This window comes from Marinilabilia rubra (genome assembly GCF_003121985.1).
Taxonomy (GTDB): domain Bacteria; phylum Bacteroidota; class Bacteroidia; order Bacteroidales; family Marinilabiliaceae; genus Marinilabilia; species Marinilabilia rubra.
On the sequence record NZ_QEWP01000019.1, the window covers coordinates 1 to 17,887 of the forward strand.

The 17,887-nt window shown below is 40.4% G+C and carries 15 protein-coding genes; 11 read left to right on the forward strand and 4 right to left on the reverse strand.

The features are described from left to right. Positions 1 to 712 precede the first annotated feature (712 nt). Positions 713 to 1,186 (forward strand): aminoacyl-tRNA deacylase, encoded by a 474-nt coding sequence (locus DDZ16_RS17100; protein WP_109265708.1) that lies wholly within the window; start codon positions 713 to 715, stop codon positions 1,184 to 1,186. 1,008 nt (positions 1,187 to 2,194) lie between these two features. Here DDZ16_RS17100 and DDZ16_RS17105 read toward each other — a convergent pair. Both DDZ16_RS17105 and DDZ16_RS17110 read right to left on the reverse strand, forming a co-directional pair. Then, a complete protein-coding gene (locus DDZ16_RS17105) occupies positions 2,195 to 2,971 on the reverse strand; it encodes an ABC transporter permease (RefSeq protein ID WP_109265709.1) in 777 nt (258 codons plus the stop codon). An 11-nt stretch (positions 2,972 to 2,982) separates the two neighbouring features. Beyond that, complete coding sequence (locus DDZ16_RS17110; RefSeq protein ID WP_109265710.1) at positions 2,983 to 3,576, reverse strand: energy-coupling factor ABC transporter ATP-binding protein; 594 nt, start codon at positions 3,574 to 3,576, stop codon at positions 2,983 to 2,985. 484 nt (positions 3,577 to 4,060) lie between these two features. Here DDZ16_RS17110 and thrS point away from each other — a divergent pair, with 484 nt between their 5' ends. The 9 genes from thrS to DDZ16_RS17160 all read left to right on the forward strand — a co-directional run bounded on the left by thrS (position 4,061) and on the right by DDZ16_RS17160 (position 13,333). After that, a complete protein-coding gene (gene thrS, locus DDZ16_RS17120; protein WP_109265712.1) occupies positions 4,061 to 6,034 on the forward strand; it encodes a threonine--tRNA ligase in 1,974 nt (657 codons plus the stop codon). A 179-nt stretch (positions 6,035 to 6,213) separates the two neighbouring features. Further along, positions 6,214 to 6,723, forward strand: coding sequence for a translation initiation factor IF-3 (gene infC, locus DDZ16_RS17125; RefSeq protein ID WP_262511944.1), 510 nt, complete (start codon positions 6,214 to 6,216; stop codon positions 6,721 to 6,723). A 40-nt stretch (positions 6,724 to 6,763) separates the two neighbouring features. Further along, entirely contained in the window at positions 6,764 to 6,952 is a 189-nt protein-coding gene (rpmI, locus tag DDZ16_RS17130; RefSeq protein ID WP_449405535.1) for a 50S ribosomal protein L35, read from the forward strand. A gap of 164 nt (positions 6,953 to 7,116) precedes the next feature. Next, positions 7,117 to 7,470, forward strand: coding sequence for a 50S ribosomal protein L20 (gene rplT / locus DDZ16_RS17135; protein WP_109265715.1), 354 nt, complete (start codon positions 7,117 to 7,119; stop codon positions 7,468 to 7,470). A 614-nt stretch (positions 7,471 to 8,084) separates the two neighbouring features. Continuing rightward, complete coding sequence (gene dapB / locus DDZ16_RS17140) at positions 8,085 to 8,804, forward strand: 4-hydroxy-tetrahydrodipicolinate reductase (protein ID WP_109265716.1); 720 nt, start codon at positions 8,085 to 8,087, stop codon at positions 8,802 to 8,804. Between the two features lie 387 nt (positions 8,805 to 9,191). After that, positions 9,192 to 10,625 carry a signal peptidase I gene (gene lepB, locus DDZ16_RS17145; RefSeq protein WP_109265717.1) on the forward strand — a complete coding sequence of 478 codons (1,434 nt, stop codon included), beginning with the start codon at positions 9,192 to 9,194 and terminating at the stop codon, positions 10,623 to 10,625. A 32-nt stretch (positions 10,626 to 10,657) separates the two neighbouring features. Continuing rightward, positions 10,658 to 11,839, forward strand: a complete 1,182-nt coding sequence (gene lepB / locus DDZ16_RS17150) for a signal peptidase I (protein WP_109265718.1) — start codon at positions 10,658 to 10,660, stop codon at positions 11,837 to 11,839. A 232-nt stretch (positions 11,840 to 12,071) separates the two neighbouring features. After that, on the forward strand, positions 12,072 to 12,392 hold the full coding sequence (locus tag DDZ16_RS17155) for a LapA family protein (protein ID WP_109265719.1): 321 nt from the start codon (positions 12,072 to 12,074) through the stop codon (positions 12,390 to 12,392). Between the two features lie 287 nt (positions 12,393 to 12,679). Further along, entirely contained in the window at positions 12,680 to 13,333 is a 654-nt protein-coding gene (locus DDZ16_RS17160) for a WbqC family protein (protein WP_109265720.1), read from the forward strand. A 704-nt stretch (positions 13,334 to 14,037) separates the two neighbouring features. On the opposite strand, the gene DDZ16_RS17165 is transcribed toward DDZ16_RS17160, so the two are convergent. Both DDZ16_RS17165 and DDZ16_RS17170 read right to left on the reverse strand, forming a co-directional pair. Next, complete coding sequence (locus tag DDZ16_RS17165) at positions 14,038 to 14,493, reverse strand: NUDIX domain-containing protein (RefSeq protein WP_109265721.1); 456 nt, start codon at positions 14,491 to 14,493, stop codon at positions 14,038 to 14,040. After that, entirely contained in the window at positions 14,486 to 15,262 is a 777-nt protein-coding gene (locus DDZ16_RS17170; RefSeq protein ID WP_109265722.1) for a C40 family peptidase, read from the reverse strand. The genes DDZ16_RS17165 and DDZ16_RS17170 overlap by 8 nt, the downstream gene beginning before the upstream one ends. Positions 15,263 to 15,536: 274 nt before the next feature. Here DDZ16_RS17170 and DDZ16_RS17175 point away from each other — a divergent pair, with 274 nt between their 5' ends. Then, the gene (locus tag DDZ16_RS17175) at positions 15,537 to 17,720 is read left to right on the forward strand and encodes an HD family phosphohydrolase (RefSeq protein WP_109265723.1); all 2,184 of its coding nucleotides are present in this window, start codon (positions 15,537 to 15,539) and stop codon (positions 17,718 to 17,720) included. Positions 17,721 to 17,887 lie beyond the last annotated feature (167 nt).

The window sequence follows — 17,887 nt, forward strand, 5'->3', positions numbered from 1 at the left end:
CCTCAGTTAACATATATTCTGATCAAAACAGAAAATTAAAATCAAATGTCAATCAAGGCACTCTTTTTTTTTAGCAATTTTGCAGTTAATAATAAATCAAAAAGTCAACCTATATTAGGACGGCTCATCTGACCACTGATTACTGATTACTGATATTTGATCATTGATAACGCCATCCCACCCTTATAAGACATTAGATGGTTAGATTTAAGATTAATAGATATAATAAGCTCCTTTTGCTCCATGCTCCTTGCTCTATGCACTATGCTCTTATCTGCCGCAGCTCCGCAGCTAACTGGCATATGCATAATTCTTCTTTACTACCGGTCTTACGCCGCTCCGCGGCTTCCATCAACCCTTTAACCATCTAACCTCTCCTGATTACTGCTCCTCGCTCTACCTGCCCTTTCAGGGCGCTAAAAATATTCAATACATCCTATCCCACCCAGGGCGTTGCCCCGGGCTAAATTCATCTGGGCTTTCAGCCCGTATGCTCCATGCTCATCGAACCTCTAACATCCAGCATCTAACCTCCAAACATCAGACCACTGAACACCGAACTGACCACTGACTGCTGACTACTGACTACTGACTACTGACCACTGACCACTGACTACTGACTACTGACCACTGATTCCCCTTTACATCCCATCCATTTGGTTGTAACTTCAAAGAGTAAAATTACTATCATTAACTATTGGGAGGTTTTGTGATGACACATTTAGAAGAATACCTGAACAAGGAGCAGGTAAATTACCGGCGCATCATTCATTCACGCGCTTACACTGCTCAAAAAACTGCTGCTTACGCCCATATTTCGGGCAAAGAAATAGCGAAGACCGTCATGGTAAAGATCAATGGCCGGTTGTGTATGGCTGTAATCCCAGCCTCAGCAAGTCTTGACACCAACGCCTTAAAAAAAGCGACCGGTGCAAAAGACGTACGGCTGGCCAATGAACTTGAATTTAAGAACCAATTCACAGATTGTGAAGTAGGTGCTATGCCCCCGTTTGGCAATCTTTACAACATGGATGTTTTTGTTGCTAAGGAATTGACAAAGGATCCGTTTATTGCGTTTAATGCCTGCAACCACTCCGAACTTATTCAACTGTCGTTTAAAGATTACAAGAGACTTGTGAAACCCATTGTTTTGGATATTTCTTATCATCCCGTACTTCATAACTAATCTCAGTTAGCCGGGCTGCTTTAAATGGTCCGGTTTTTTTGAAAGAGTCTAAAGATTGATTCTGGCAACCCGGGTTCTGTTGTGTGGCAGGGGTTGAAAATTCCATTCTGGCGAAATTGCAACAAATAATGGGGCCTCATATGTGAAGAACATCAATGCACACTAATCACCCACCTCCAGATAATTGATTTTTGATCATTGCACTTCTTCTATCTCTCGCCCATTCAGGGCTCCATAAATCCTTCTCCAATCGATTCCCGGGGCTTCACTCCGGGCTTTTTGCTTTCGGGCCGTTGGCCCTTTTTTCCTATGCTCTGTGCTCCATGCACCTCGCTCCATGCTCTATGCTCAACTCTCATCTCTCTTCTGACCACTGATTACTGATCATTGTTCTTATCTGCCGCAGCTCCGCAGCTATCTTTCATATTCTTCATTTCTGTCTACCGCTCTACCGCCGCTCTGCGGCTTCCTCCCACCCTTTAACCTCCCCCCCTTCTACCATTCGACCGTCCCTCCTTCAAGGACATTAGATGGATAGGTTTAAGATAAATAGATATCCTCCTCCTCAAAAGCCCTGACCCGTTCTACCTTCCTACCATCCCACCCTTATGAGACATTAGATGGTTAGATTTAAGATTAATAGATATAATAAGTTCCTTTTGCTCCATGCTCTATGCTCTATGCTCAACTCTCATCTCTCTACTGACCACTGATTACCGACCACTGACCACTGACTACTGACCACAGCCCTTCGCTCTACCTGCCCTTTCAGGGCGCTAAAAATATTCAATACATCCTACCCCACCCAGGGCGTTGCCCCGGGCTAAATTCATCTGGGCTTTCAGCCCGTATGCTCCATGCTCATCTAACCTTTAACATCCAGCATCTAACCTCCAAACATCAGACCACTGAACACCGAACTGACCACTGACTGCTGACTACTGACTACTGACTACTGACCACTGACCACTGACTACTGACCACTGACCACTGACTACTGACCACTGACTACGCTCCATGCTCCTTCACTCTCCCATAATCATCAAACAAAAAGCGGCCGGAGAACAAGACACTTAAAACCAATGTCATTGTACAGCCAACAAAAATAGCCAGCATAATCATAACCTGGTATTTAATGGCAACAACCGGGGAAGCACCTCCAAGTATCTGCCCGGTCATCATTCCCGGCAATGATATAAGCCCTATAACAGACATATTTGCAAGGAGTGGATTCAATCCTTTTATCAAGGCATCCTGAATGAAGGGTAAAATAGCTTTTTTCTTACTGCCACTATTGGTCAAAATAAAGTAGTAAAGCTCCCTCTTTTGTGACAGCCCATCAAAATAGGTTGAAAGCCCTACTATATTATGATTTAATGAATTGCCCAACACCATACCTGAAATAGGCACAAAATACCGGGCATCGAAAACATAATCCAGCTTTAGGACTAATCCCAGAAAGAAACTGTCGATTATTATCATAGAGATGAAACCGGCCAGAATAAACGGAAATAAATACTCCTTCCAGTTAAGCTTAACCCGCTTTAAAACGGTCCCTGCTCCTATCAAAATCATTACAACAACCCACAAAGAATTAATCCAGGCGTTGTTTTTTTCAAAAATCCACTCCAGATAAACAGCAACCAGAAATAGTTGCCCAATCATCCTCAGGATACTCACCAGCAAATCTTTTATCAACCGGATCCTGAAATACAAGAAAACAATAATTGGCAAAACGAGAATTGAAAACCCAATTAACAAATCTACAATTTCAATATCGATCATGACGACATATATTATAATGTAATAACTTCATCAGCAGAATTGATCCATTTTTGATTGTGAGAGGCAGAGACAATAGTTTTGCCCTTTTGACCTGCTACCAAACGAATCAAATGGTCAATAGATTCATCGTCAAGAGAAGCAGTTGGTTCATCCAAAAGAACTATCTGCCGGGGAAGAGCCAGACAAAAAGCAATCACAACCCGCTGCTTTTGCCCCCCACTCATTTCATCAAAGGATCGGTTAAACATATCGGACGACAACCCCAGAAATCCAATATTTCGCATTATTAAATCCTCTGACAGGTCTTCCCCTATCAGCTCAACCAACTCTTTTCCATTTTTCACCGGAAGATTTATATTCTGAGGAGCAAAAGCGAGCTTAGAACGTATAGCCTTTACATTTTCAGGATTTAATTCCAGTCCATCCACCAGGATATCACCTTTTTCAGGCACAACAAACCCCTGAACCATCTTTAAAATTGAAGATTTGCCTTTACCCGAGAGTCCCGAAAGACAAGTGTGCAAGCCGGCATCAGCATGAAAGGAAAGGTCCTCAAAAACAGAAACCGCTCCAAAAGAAAGACATACACCCTCAAATTCTATCATAATTGTTTAATTCTTTGCTGTTTTAAAATACATAACCAATCATCACCCCCAGCTGATAATTTACAAAGGGGCTGTCTCTAAAGCATAAAATATCAAATATATGTCATGTTGAGTGAAGGTGAAACATCTGTTTTTCTAACAAAAAGATCCTTCGACAAGCCACCACTGACAGATTTCTGTAAAAATCAAAATATTAGCAAATTGAAAATTGGCCCCTTTCAGGGACCAGATATTTTAGTGGCCTCTCCCCCGGGTTTTCACCCGGGGTTATCCAGATTGGCCCCTTTTCAGGGACCAGGAGCCGAAGACAGCAAATCTTGTCATATCCGCATTATTCACCTAGATTATTTGGGGTAGGCACTCAGAATGACCTCAAAATTGGACTATTGAGGCAACCTCAAAAGGGAATTAAGGGAGCTACCATTTTTATTTTACCCTTCATATTCTTACCTTTGCATGTTCAAAAAAGCTAAATACAAACATAATGATAAAAATTACTTTACCCGATCAATCGGTGCGTGAATATGAAGCAGGCATTACCGGTCTTGAAATTGCAAAGGACATAAGTCCCAGACTGGCTAAAGAAGTGCTTGCCATCACCGTGAACGATCAGTTGTACGATCTTCATCGACCGATTAACGAGGACGCTAACATAAAACTTCACAAATGGGAAGACGCAGAAGGCAAGCATGCGTTTTGGCACTCATCTGCGCACCTTCTTGCTGAAGCATTGGAGGAGTTGTATCCAGGTATTAAATTTGGTATTGGTCCTGCTATTGAAAATGGCTTTTACTACGATGTAGATCCCGGTGAAAGGGTTCTTACAGATGCAGATCTTCCAAAAATTGAGAAGAAAATGATAGAGCTTGCCCGTCAGAAAAACGAATATGTCAGACGGGAAATACCAAAAAAAGAAGCCGTTTCATTCTTTGAAGAGAAGGGCGATCCATACAAAGTTGAATTAATCAGCGAACTGGAAGATGGCACCATCAGCTTTTACGAACAGGGTAACTTTACAGATTTATGCCGTGGCCCACACCTTACGAATACCTCACCGATTAAAGCCATAAAACTTCTCAGCATTGCCGGGGCTTATTGGCGAGGAGATGAAACAAGAAAGCAGCTGACCCGTGTTTACGGCATCTCATTCCCCAAGCAAAAAATGCTTGATGAGTACCTGCAAAAACTGGAAGAAGCCCAAAAAAGAGACCATAGAAAACTCGGAAAAGAACTTGAGCTTTTTGCGTTTTCGCAAAGAGTGGGCCAGGGTTTGCCACTTTGGCTTCCCAAGGGTGCCAAACTTCGGGAGCGCCTGGAAAATTTCCTGAAGAGAGTGCAGGTAAAATATGGTTACGAACCGGTGATCACGCCGCACATCGGGCAAAAGGAGTTGTATGAAACATCCGGTCATTATGCCAAGTACGGAGCCGACTCTTTCCAGCCAATCAATACGCCGGCTGAAGGAGAAGAGTTCCTGCTGAAACCAATGAACTGCCCCCACCACTGTGAGATTTACAACGTAAAGCCACACTCATACCGTGATCTGCCTATTCGATTTGCAGAATTTGGAACAGTTTACCGCTATGAACAAAGCGGTGAGTTACACGGTTTAACTCGTGTACGCGGGTTCACTCAGGATGATGCACACATTTTCTGTCGCCCCGATCAGCTTAAAGATGAATTTAAAAAGGTAATCGACATTATTTTTTACATCTTCAAAGCGCTTGACTTTAACGATTATATTGCTCAAATATCCTTAAGGGATTCAAATAACACCCAAAAGTACATTGGAAGCGATGAAAATTGGGAAAAGGCAGAACAGGCAATTATTGAAGCCTGTGAAGAAAAAGGCCTGCAGACTGTTATTGAAACAGGTGAAGCAGCCTTCTATGGCCCCAAACTTGACTTCATGGTTCGCGATGCAATTGGCCGTAAATGGCAGCTTGGAACCATTCAGGTGGACTATAATCTCCCTGAGCGCTTTGAGCTTGAATACATCGGCCAGGACAACCAAAAGCATCGCCCCATCATGATTCACAGGGCACCTTTTGGCAGTATGGAGCGTTTTGTTGCCGTATTGATAGAACATACAGCAGGAAAATTCCCACTTTGGCTCACACCTGAACAGGCAGTAATTCTGCCAATCAGCGAAAAATTTAACGATTACGCAAAAAATGTTTTAAATTTCCTGAATAATTCCGATATTCGCGCCGTATTAGACGACCGTAATGAAAAGATAGGTAAAAAGATACGCGATAACGAATTGAAGCGTATTCCATACCTGCTGATTGTTGGAGAAAAGGAAATGGAAAACAATCAGGTATCGGTACGTCGTCAGGGACAGGGAGATCAGGGCACTATGACACTCGAGGAATTTGCTGCTTTCATAAAAAAGGAAGAGCAAAAACTACTTGAGGAAATTGAAGCCTCCCCCAGCCCCTCCAAAGGAGTGGAATAATGCCTCCCCCTCACCCCTCCAAAGGAGGGGAGTAAGAAAAAGAGGAGATGTAATTAAGAGCTTAAAAAGAAGACCTTAAAGGTCAAAAGAAATAAACAAAAGATTATTAACTAAAAGTAAAGGAGGGTTTAGATATAGGAAGACCAAGAAAAAATACCGGACGTAACCCCAAAGACGAAATCAGGTACAGGACAAATCGTCAAATCCGCGTGCCTCAGGTGCGTGTGGTTGGTGATGGTATCGAAAATCCAGGGGTTTACCCGACACAGGAAGCCATGAAAATGGCTGATGAAATGGAATTGGATTTGGTTGAAATTTCGCCAAAGGCCGATCCTCCAGTATGTCGGATCATTGATTATCAAAAGTTCCTCTATCAACAAAAGAAGAAACAAAAGGAACAAAAACAGAAATCCGTTCAGGTTTCGGTGAAAGAGGTTCGTTTCGGGCCAAACACCGATGAGCATGACTACAATTTTAAACTGAAGCATGCTGAAAAATTCCTGACAGATGGTGACAAGGTTAAAGCCTTCGTATTCTTCAAAGGCCGAAGCATCCTTTTTAAGGAAAAAGGAGAAATCCTTCTCCTTCGTTTGGCTCAGGATCTTGAAGAAGTTGGCAAGGTTGAGCAAATGCCGCGTCTGGAAGGCAAACGGATGACCATGTTTCTTTCGCCCAAGAAGAAAAAATAGTTGTATATTTTTGAACTAAATATATAGAACAATGCCAAAAATGAAGACGAATTCCAGTGCGAAAAAGCGTTTTTCACTCACTGGAAGCGGTAAGATTAAGCGTAAACATGCTTACAAAAGTCACATTCTGACTAAAAAAGCAAAAAAGAGAAAGCGTAACCTTACGTATTTTGGAGAGGTACACAAAGCCGACCAAAACAATGTGAAGCTAATGCTTAACATGAAGTAAGCCGCCGTTCTGAGATTGTTAGATTTTGAGATTTAAGACATATCGATTGTGTTTTAAGAATTGAAATTATCTTCAATCAAATTGCTTGAATTATTTTTTAAACTGAATGAATTAGCTAAAAGACCCTGAAAAGTGGGCGCTAACCATTCGAAAAAACAGTAAAAATGCCTAGATCAGTAAACACTGTTGCTTCAAGAGCACGAAGAAAAAAGGTGATGAAACTCACCAGAGGGTATTATGGCCGTCGTAAAAATGTTTGGACAGTTGCCAAAAATGCCTGGGAAAAAGGTATGCAGTATGCTTACCGTGACCGTAAAGCGAAGAAAAGAAACTTCCGTTCGCTTTGGATTCAGCGTATCAACGCTGCCGCACGTCTCGAAGGTATTTCTTATAGCCGCCTGATGGGAATGATGAAAGAACAGAATATTGACATCAACCGTAAGGTTCTTGCCGATTTGGCCGTTAATCATCCGGATGCTTTTAAAGCTGTGGTAAAAAAAGCCATGAACAAGAACTAAACGTTCAGATATTATTTTCGAAAGCCCGCAATCATTTTTTGGTTGCGGGCTTTTCTTTTTATGGAGCCGGGTGCAGGAATTGCATTTTTCTTAAGCCGCAAAGCGGCGACAGAACGGTAAATAAATAGGGAGCGCTGAAAAACGCCTACTTTATTAGCGTTTAAAACTTTAAATCATATCAACAAACTCCTAAGTGCAAGGTTATTCCACATCAAACTCGGATTTCTTTGCACTTAATCATAAAAAAACAGCTAATCAAAAGAACAAAATTTACTGCACCGCCCAAATCTCGAAGTATTTCAATACTCCTTCGATTGGGCGGCTTGTAAATTTTGCCCTTTTGACTTTTTCAGCAGCCCCTAAATACTGACCCGACAACTAAACCAGCTGCGGAGCTGCGACAGAAGTTGACCATTTTGCCGCAGCTTTTGTTATTGAAATGAAAAACATTTCCTACCGATCTGTCACCGCTCCGCGGTTCAAAACACCGAACTCTGAACACTGACCACTGACCACCGAACACTGCCCCCCTCCCCTTCTCATTTTGCATATTTTGTTATCTTTGCCACTTACAGCTTAAAAACGACATTGATAATAACAAAAAACCTTACGATATGAAGATTGCATTGATTGGATACGGAAAAATGGGAAAAGAAATTGAAAAAATTGCCATTTCCCGAGGACATGAGATTGTGGCAAAAATAGATCCTGTTGCAACCGGAGAGGATTTCGATGACGGAAACTTTGAAAAGGCAGATGCTGCGATAGAATTTACAATTCCCAAAGTAGCCTATTCCAACTACCAAAAGTGTTTTGAATACAACAAACCAGTAGTATCGGGAACCACCGGATGGCTTGATAAGCTGCCGGAAATTAAAGAAGCCTGTGAGAAGAATGGTCAAACGTTCTTCTATGCCTCAAATTTCAGTGTTGGCGTTAATATTCTTTTCGAATTGAACCGTCATCTGGCAAAGATCATGAACAACAGGGAAGAATATGGTGTGGAGATGACTGAAGTTCACCATACTCAAAAGCTGGATGCTCCCAGTGGTACTGCAATTTCTTTGGCTGATGATTTATTGGAAAACATCGACCGAAAAAAAGAGTGGAAACTGGACAAGGGGGAGCAAGATAGTGATTTGGTGATTAAGGCTGTAAGAGAAGGTGATGTACCGGGAATACATACGGTAAAATATGAATCAGATGTAGATGAAATCACCATTCATCATAGTGCCAAATCACGAAAAGGCTTTGCTCTTGGCGCGGTTCTTGCTGCAGAGTTCGCTGCCAAAAACAAAGGTTTTCTTGGCATGAGAGACATGCTAAAGTTTTAATTAGTATTTGTCTATAAAGTCCAACTTCTGCGTTGTTGCTCAAAATCTAAATCCTCATCCCGATTGTGCTTTTTGTTGGTTTTTTGTTCAAAAACCTTACAAAAGCTACTTCGGGACTGCGGTTTAGATTTTTCACACGCCTTGAATTTGAACTTTCTAGCTCAAACACCTAAAAGACGCTTAGTTTATAGACACGCACTAATTAGAAAACCTGATAATCAAGCCAGACAAGTACGTGGCTGTCTGAAAGAAACAAGACTCTTGGCATTTTGAAGTTTTGAAGTCGCAAAAACATGAAATTCTTCACTACGTTCAGAATGACAAAAGTATTGATAATAAGAACTTTGAGGAACAGCCCCTTTGTTTGAAACAAAACACTACAATAATATGATCAACCTGCAAGATGTTCCAAAGGCAAGCTGGATTAAATTCAGTATTGCAGCATTACTTTTTACCCTCTGGGTTATTTGGATTGGCAATTTCTGGATTTTATTGGGACTTCCAATAATCTTTGATCTCTACATTACAAAATTAATCCCCTGGGGTGCATGGAAAAAAGCAAAAGACGGCAGTAAACCTCCTGCCTGGAAAGAATGGCTGGATGCTTTGGTTTTTGCATTGGTAGCAGTTTATATTATAAACATCTTTTTTTTCCAAAACTATAAAATACCAACCTCGTCTTTGGAAAAAACATTACTGGTAGGTGACCACTTGTTTGTGAGTAAGATGAGCTATGGCCCCAGGATGCCAATGACTCCATTGTCATTTCCACTCGTTCAGAATGTATTTCCCCTGATAAATACCAAATCATACAGCGAAAAGCCCCAATGGGACTTCCAAAGACTTGCAGGTTTTGGGGATGTTGAGAGAGCTGACATTGTGGTGTTTAATTTCCCTGCTCAGGACACTGTTGCCGTCCTGCAGCCCAACCCTGCCTACTTTAATTTGATCAGACGATATGGGGAAAGCAGACTTAGTAGAAATAACAATTCAGATTTCTCTAATTTAAGTGAATATGAAAAAAGGCTTAAAACAAGAGCTTTGGGGGCTGAATTCGTAAAACAGAATCCCAATGAATTCGGAGAAGTAATCTGGAGGCCGGTTGACAGGCGGGACAACTATGTGAAGCGTTGTGTTGCTTTGCCTGGGGACACCTTTGAAATAAGGCACAATAAAATTTTTATTAACGGAAAAGATTTTAAGGAACCGGAAGGTGTTCAGCACAATTATCATCTCATTACCGATGGTACTAATCTGAACAAGAATTTTTATGAAAGACTGGACATCAGCGATCCTGAAAGATATATGGGAAGAAGTGGCCCATACTATACCCTGCCCTTAACGGAGTCAATGTTTGAGAAAGTAAAAAAGATGCCGTTTATAAAAGATGTGGCCATTTCTGAATCTAAAGTAGACAGCACCTCCAACCAGGTATTTCCTTACAGTAAAAACTTTCAATGGAGCAGAGATAATTACGGCCCCCTTGTGATGCCTGAAAAAGGGACCACAGTAAAAGTATCGCCCAAAAACATTCTTCTTTATGAAAGAATCATCCGGAACTATGAAAGGAACAAGCTGGAAGTAAAAGACGGCAAAATTATCATCAATGGCAATGAAACAGATGAGTATACCTTTAAAATGGACTACTATTTCATGCTGGGTGACAACCGCCACAATTCAGCAGATTCAAGATACTGGGGATTTGTTCCGGAAGACCACATTATAGGAAAACCAATCCTGGTATGGTTATCTCTGGACAAAAACAAGTCTTTCCCGATGAATATCAGATGGGATCGCTTTTTCAAATATGCCGGTGAATAAAAAATAACATATCACAACAGGTTGATAAAAGGATGAAAACACCAGGTATTCAAATACTATTAACTGTATTAATTATATTGGGTGCATGGTGGTTTCACCTGCTTTTAATTCCATTTTCAGCACTCCTGTTAGTTTGGGTTAGCTGGTTTTTCAGGTCAGATATAAAATCGCTGAAAAGGCGCTTCAAAGAGAAGCATCAGCGGATCCACCTATTTGTTTCCGGCATGCTGATTCTGGCTGCAGGACTATTAACCGGCATACTGATATACAGATTTGGTATCGAACTTATTTCTGTTCCCTCTCCATCTATGGAGAAAGCGATAAATGCGGGAGATTATATAGTAGTCAACAAACTGGTACCGGGTCCGCGACGTTTTCCTCAGGATCCGGACAAGTATTTCAGAATGGGCGGAACAGATTCATTGAAAAGAGGCGACATTATCCTTTTCAATTTTCCGGAAGGCGACACCATACTTGACAACCGTCCGGATGAAAGCTACTATTATCTGAAACGCCATTATAATAATTTCGACCGTCTCAGAATGATCAGAAAATGGGGTAACTTAATACCTCTGAACGTCAAACAGCGTCCAAGATTTGTTAAACGCCTTGTAGCATTGCCATCGGATACTTTGGAAATAAAAAATGGGTTTCTTTTCATCAATGGCCAAAGAATCATTCTTTCACCCACGATTATTAAAAAGTTCCAATGGTCGGACAGTAAGGAGGGATTCCGGGAAATTGAAGATAAATTCAATATTTTAAACCACTATCAGAGCAAAGGAGAAATTGTAGCCGAAATGACTCTGGATAGTTACAGAGATCTTCCGGAAAATACCAAAGCAAAATTTAACCCGGCTCTGCTGGAAAAGAATGTCCCTGACCGTCACACATTTCCTTTTGACATATCAACCGGCTGGAATACTGATTTTATGGGCCCTATTATACTGCCTGCAAAGGGAGATTCCATTAAACTCACCCCTGAAAACTTCCCCCTTTATGAGCGGGCCATCAGGGTTTACGAGGAAAATGACCTGACAAAAAGAGAGAATAAATTTTTTATCGACCAAAAGCCTGTCACCTATTATAAGTTCAAACTAAATTACTATTGGGTGATGGGTGACAATCGCCCCCACTCATTTGACAGCAGGTTTTGGGGGTTGCTTCCGGAAAACCATATTATTGGAAAAATACCGGAGAATTTAGTAAATTAAAGAATTAAAATTTCTCTTATTGATATTTTCCAGGCGTATTTAGTGCCTGCAAGAAAACCCTCTTTTTTTCGAAGGCTTTGATAAGAAAGCTTCGAGAACAAGGCTTGCGAGTCTTAATTGTCAGGAGTTTAATTCTGTAAATGACTGGCAAGTAAGATGAGCGTTACGCAGTTATCGGAGTTTTCTTGCAAAGACTATTTACCCTGGATTTTTAATTCTAAAACCAGTGATGATGAAACGAAATCAAACATTTTCCTTTTGGGGCTTTATTATTGCAGCCTTAATACTGGTATTCTTTTCAGTTCAAAATGCACAGGAAGTGGGCTTCAGGTTTTTCATATGGAAAACTTACCTGCCCCTTTCGGTCCTTCTTATCGTGGCTTTTCTGCTGGGATTGATTGTTGGGGCAGTTTTCCTGTTTCGCAGCAATCGTTCAACCAGAAAAGAAAATAAAAGAAAAGAGCAGGAAAAACTCCAAAAAGACAAAGATGCATTTAAAGAAGAGAAAAAAGACAACTCCATTTCTTCAAACAATTTCAATGAAATAGAATAATTATTCACATGTTTATGGTATAACTTTTCAAGTTGAAAACACACATACAGGGCTTCCTGCAAAAATCTCAAACTGATTTATTCATGAATTATTGTAATGAGAGGTTCAAATATCAGGAAGTACAATCAACTGCAAATAAAATGAATGCAGGAAATAACAAGTTATTTTCATATCCATTTTGTTCAGGACGATTGTATTTCGCAGATAGCTGGGCATAGGAATAAATTATTTGTGAATAAAGCAGATTATATCAGAAGCTCCATTTCCAATAAAAATTTTCCTTCCTGATGATCAAAAGAACTTTATTAAGTCAGGCCTGTTTTGGGCCGGTAGAATATTATGCTTGTTTAAATAAAGGTCCCGCAATAATTGAGAAACACAGCCATTATTCCAGACAGTCCTACCGAAACAGATATAACATAGTGGGAGCAAATGGACCTTTGGCTCTGACGATTCCGGTGGAAAAGCAAAAGAGCCAAAAAGTGGCCGACAAGGATGTAAAAATTGCTTACCACACTCCATGGCAAAACAACCACTGGAATTCCCTTGTTTCAGCCTATAATTCCTCACCTTTTTTCCAGTTTTACTGTGATGAAATCGAACCATTTTTTAAAGAAAAACATACCTGGCTTTTCGATTTTAATATAAAAACGATGGAGGTTATATCGGATCTGTTGGGAATTGACCTTCAGATTTCTTTTACAGATGAATTTATGAATATTCCGGGTAAAGAAATATTGGATTTAAGAGAATCCATCCACCCCAAGAAGCCTCTAAAATCAGGAGATTCCTTCTTCAAGCCTATTGCCTATAAACAAGTATTTGACGACAGGCATGGATTTATCTCTAATCTCAGTATTTTGGATTTGCTATTTAACAAGGGACCTGAAGCCATCCTGGTTTTAGAGAATGAAACGTTGGGGTCCGGTAAAAACATGTAGACCATGGGATATAAAACTAAATGAATACCTGTTTTTATCAGGCTGAAAGGACAGCTAATCTTAGCCGAAAGATATTAGATGTTTAGATTTAAGAATGTTAGATAAAAGTAACCAACAGACAGAAGTTTGATAGGCAGAAGGCAGAAGAAAATGTATTGCCCCGAAAGGCCATCTTTGAACATTCAAAAGAATGTTTTGCCTGATAAGCAAAGATCTAACTTCATGCATTAACAACTTGACATAAAGCTGATTACAACTTGAGTTAAATAAAAGAACATGCCCCTTACTCAATGCTCATCAAACATTCAATCAACAGAGCACTGACCACTGACCACTGACCACTGATCACTGACTACTGATAATTGCTCCCTCTCTCCTTTCAACCCTTCAACCATCCCACCGGGAAAGATATTAGATATTTAGATATTAGATATTTAGATTTAAGTAACCCAGCCGCGCGGAAGCCGGAAGCTGGAGGCTGGAAGTTAGAAGCTGGAAACTTTCGAATATAAGAAACTTTGATTCTTTTTGCGGCATATTTAAAAAACTAAGAAAATTATAAAAAACACATTTTAAATGGTTTATGATTTTACTTAGATGAAAGAACATGCCCCTTGCTCAATACTCATCAAACATTCAATCAACAGAGCACTGATCTCTGACAACTGACCACTGACTACTGATCACTGACCACTGACCACTAATCATTGTCTCAGTCTTTCCCTGAGCTTAAGTCCTGCCTCAACGATTTCCCCATGATCAAAAGCAAGAGGCGGCAAGTCTTTTAATGGGAACCATCGGGCTTCAGCAGCATCATCAGCACCAACAACTTCAATCTCTTTTTCGAGCAATGAGAGATATGCCACTGTGATGGTTCGATGGCGCGGGTCACGTCCAACTTTTCCAAAGGCCCCTATTTGATGAATCTTAACGTCGGTAAGTCCTGTTTCTTCTTCCAATTCCCTAATGGCGCTGTCTTCAATATCCTCATCCATATCAGCAAAACCACCCGGTAGAGCCCACATATTTTCGAAAGGAGGGCGGGCCCTTTTTATCAAAAGCAAACTGGCATCTGCATCATCAGAGTTACCGGAAACAGCAACAACATCAGCAGTAACTGCAGGTCGTGGATAGTCGTAACAATATTTGTTCTTACTCATTTAAGAATCTTTTTATCACCCGTAATCGATGGGAATACAAACGGCGTTCTTTATTATAAATACCTTGATGATCAAGGGCATCAATACGAACTGATCCACTGGCATGCAATATACGCCCTTGTCCGAGGCAAATACCAACATGAATGATACGCCCCTCTTCATCATCAAAAAATGCCAAATCTCCTGTTCCGGCTTCTTCAACAAAACTCACGACCTCGCCAACATCAATTTGTTGTGAAGCATTTCTCGGAAGAAAGACTCCAACTGTTTTAAATACCACCTGAACCAGACCACTACAATCAATGCCGTAAAACGAGCGTCCGCCCCAAAGATAAGGGGCGTTCATGAACCCTCTGGCAACAGTCTCAATATCAGGTTTTTTATCTGAAATTTTGCCTTGCAGATAAAATTCGAAAGATCCTATTCTGATGGCATTACGATCTTCTCCATTAAACACCACCCGGCTTCCGGCTGAAACCAACATGGCACTGGAATCAGACTCGCAAATGACTTTAATATAGGGTTTGTCAACAATAACACCTGAAGCTTTATCCCATTGCTGTACATCACGATCATCGAGCTTAACAACCAATTTATCATCAATCCAGCCTTGGTAATCATCGTAATGACAACGGATTTTTTGCCAACCGGGAATATGCTCAAGAAGTTCAAAGCTTTCCCCGAATAAAATCTGAGTTTCTAACTGAGCACTTTCTGCCGGCTCGGTACGAACCGGAATAAAACCATAAGTACAAATTGAATATGCCATAAATTCGAAAATTGCGTTTCTTTCCTGTCAGGGATTAGCGCTAATTTGGTAATTAATTTTGGATTTCAAAAACCTCAAATCAGCTTTTACATGTAAACATTTTCTAACCAAACCACCAGGGTATTTTTTTTCATATCTGACCAAAAGATCTACTTTATATCAAATGCCGGTTTAATGATCAGCAGCGATTTTAACCAAATGAACCTTTTCCTTATATTAGTGCTTTAAAACAAGGCATCAATAAAAAGAATTTACAAGCTATTATTTTATTTATATGCGTACATTTTTTTCAAGCATAAAAGAAAATTCAACAGGCATTTACAGGGTATTAATATTTCTTGCGGCCATTGCTATGGTGGTTTATATCCTTCCAAGAGAAGGAAAATTCCCCTATGAATACAGCAAAGGGAAGCCATGGAAACATGAGATGCTCATTGCCCCCTTCGATTTTCCGATTTATAAGAATCAAGCAGAAATGCAACAAGAACGGGACAGCATTCTGGATAACTTTCGTCCCTATTTCACGCTCGACACAGTTACAGGCATTGAACAAACAAGAAGGGCGCTGGCAAATATGGAAAAACAAAAAGAAATTTTAATCGATGATTACCCTTTTTTATCCGGCAACAATATAAAAGAGCATTCATCGGCCTGGCAAGTTTTAACAAATACTGTAAAAACAGAATTGACCAGTATTTACAATCAAGGTCTGATTCATCTCCCCGAGGAATACATTAATGCCAATGAATCTTTTGAACTGGTGCTTGTAAAGAACAATTTTGCAGAACCTTCAGGCCTTAGTGAATTTCATAATTATCAAAGTGCCTATCAGCAAATTTCAATGGCCCTGTTCAGTAAATTAAGGAATATTTCAGACGCCGGACAGGATCGGATAGACGATTTAATTTCGGATCTTCACCTTAACCGGTATCTGAAACCCAACATTACCTACCATCCCGAGAAAACGGCCCGGGAGAGAGACAAGATACTGAATAACCTCAGCCTTACCAGCGGAATAGTCCTCTCCGGACAACGCATCATTGATACCGGAGAGATCATAGATAACAGAATTGTAAAAATTCTCGATTCCCTGAAAAAAGAATATGAAACATCTTTGGGCGGAGGATCTGGCTATTATTTTATAATATTGGGTCAGGCACTGATGACCTTTTTGTTCATGAGCATAATCTATATGTTTCTGTATTTTTTTCGTAAGGATGTCTATAACAACCTTCTGTCCATATCTTTTATGCTCCTCATGGTAATCGGCATGTTGTTATTGGCCAGACTATCGAGACTGTTTGAGTTTTTTCCTCTTTATATTATTCCTTTTGCGATACTACCCATTATCATCAGAACCTTTTTTGATTCACGACTGGCCTTTTTCATGCATGTCATTACAGTAATGATGGCAGCCTTCTTTACACAAAACAGCTTTGAATTTGTTTATATGCAGGTGCCCATTGGATTGATTGCCATATTTAGTCTGTTCAGGATGGTGCGCCGTGAGCAACTGGTAAGGTCATCCATCTTTATTGTTCTTACTTATTCTGTATTTTACACAGCAATGTCGGTGCTTCATGAAGGAGATTTAAAAAGTATCGACCTTTCTGTTTTTGGACAATTTGTAATAAACGGGGCATTTATCTTGCTGGTTTATCCTCTGATTTATGTTTTTGAAAAAGTTTTTGGATTTATTTCAGATGTAACCTTAGTGGAACTATCTGACACCAACCATCCCCTTCTGAGACGATTGGCAGAAAAAGCCCCCGGGTCTTTTCAGCATTCTCTGCAGGTGGGAAACCTTGCACAGGAAGCCGTATACAAAATTGGTGGGAACCCGCTTCTTGTCAGGGCGGGGGCCATGTATCATGACATCGGAAAAACCATTTCACCTATTTTCTTTACCGAAAATCAAAACACTGGATTTAACCCCCATGCTAACCTCGATCATCAAAAGAGCGCACAATCTATCATACAACACATTGAAAAAGGGGTAAAGATCGCAAGAAGACACAAAATACCTGAACAAATTATTGATTTTATCCGCACCCATCAGGGCACCACAAAAGCCAAATTCTTTTACAATTCATACAAGAATGAGCACCCCGATGAAGATGTGGATATTTCTAAATTTACTTATCCGGGACCTACACCTTTCACTAAGGAAACAGCTATTTTGATGATGGCAGACGCTGTAGAAGCAGCGTCAAGAAGTTTAAAAAAATTCTCGGATGAAGAAATTGAGAAACTGGTGGAAAACATCATCAACCACCAGGTTGAAGAAAATCAATTTAACAATGCTCCGATAACCTTCAGAGAAATTACACAGGTAAAGCAGGTATTTAAACAAAAACTGAAGAATATATATCATGCACGGGTTGAATATCCAGAATTAAAAACAAAAACATCTGAACACAGAGAACCCCAAACGCCGCCTGATAATCCTGAGGAATAAAAAAGCCCGGAGCAATGCCCCGGGCAATTCTAATCTTGTAAAATAAGGACCGGACTGAACATCAAGCCGGTCCTTTTTCTGTTAATTTGTGCCTGTTCATAAAGTCCCATTTGCTGCGTTACGTCTGCCCGAAAACTACTCATCCCGAAGTATCGGGACTCCGTATT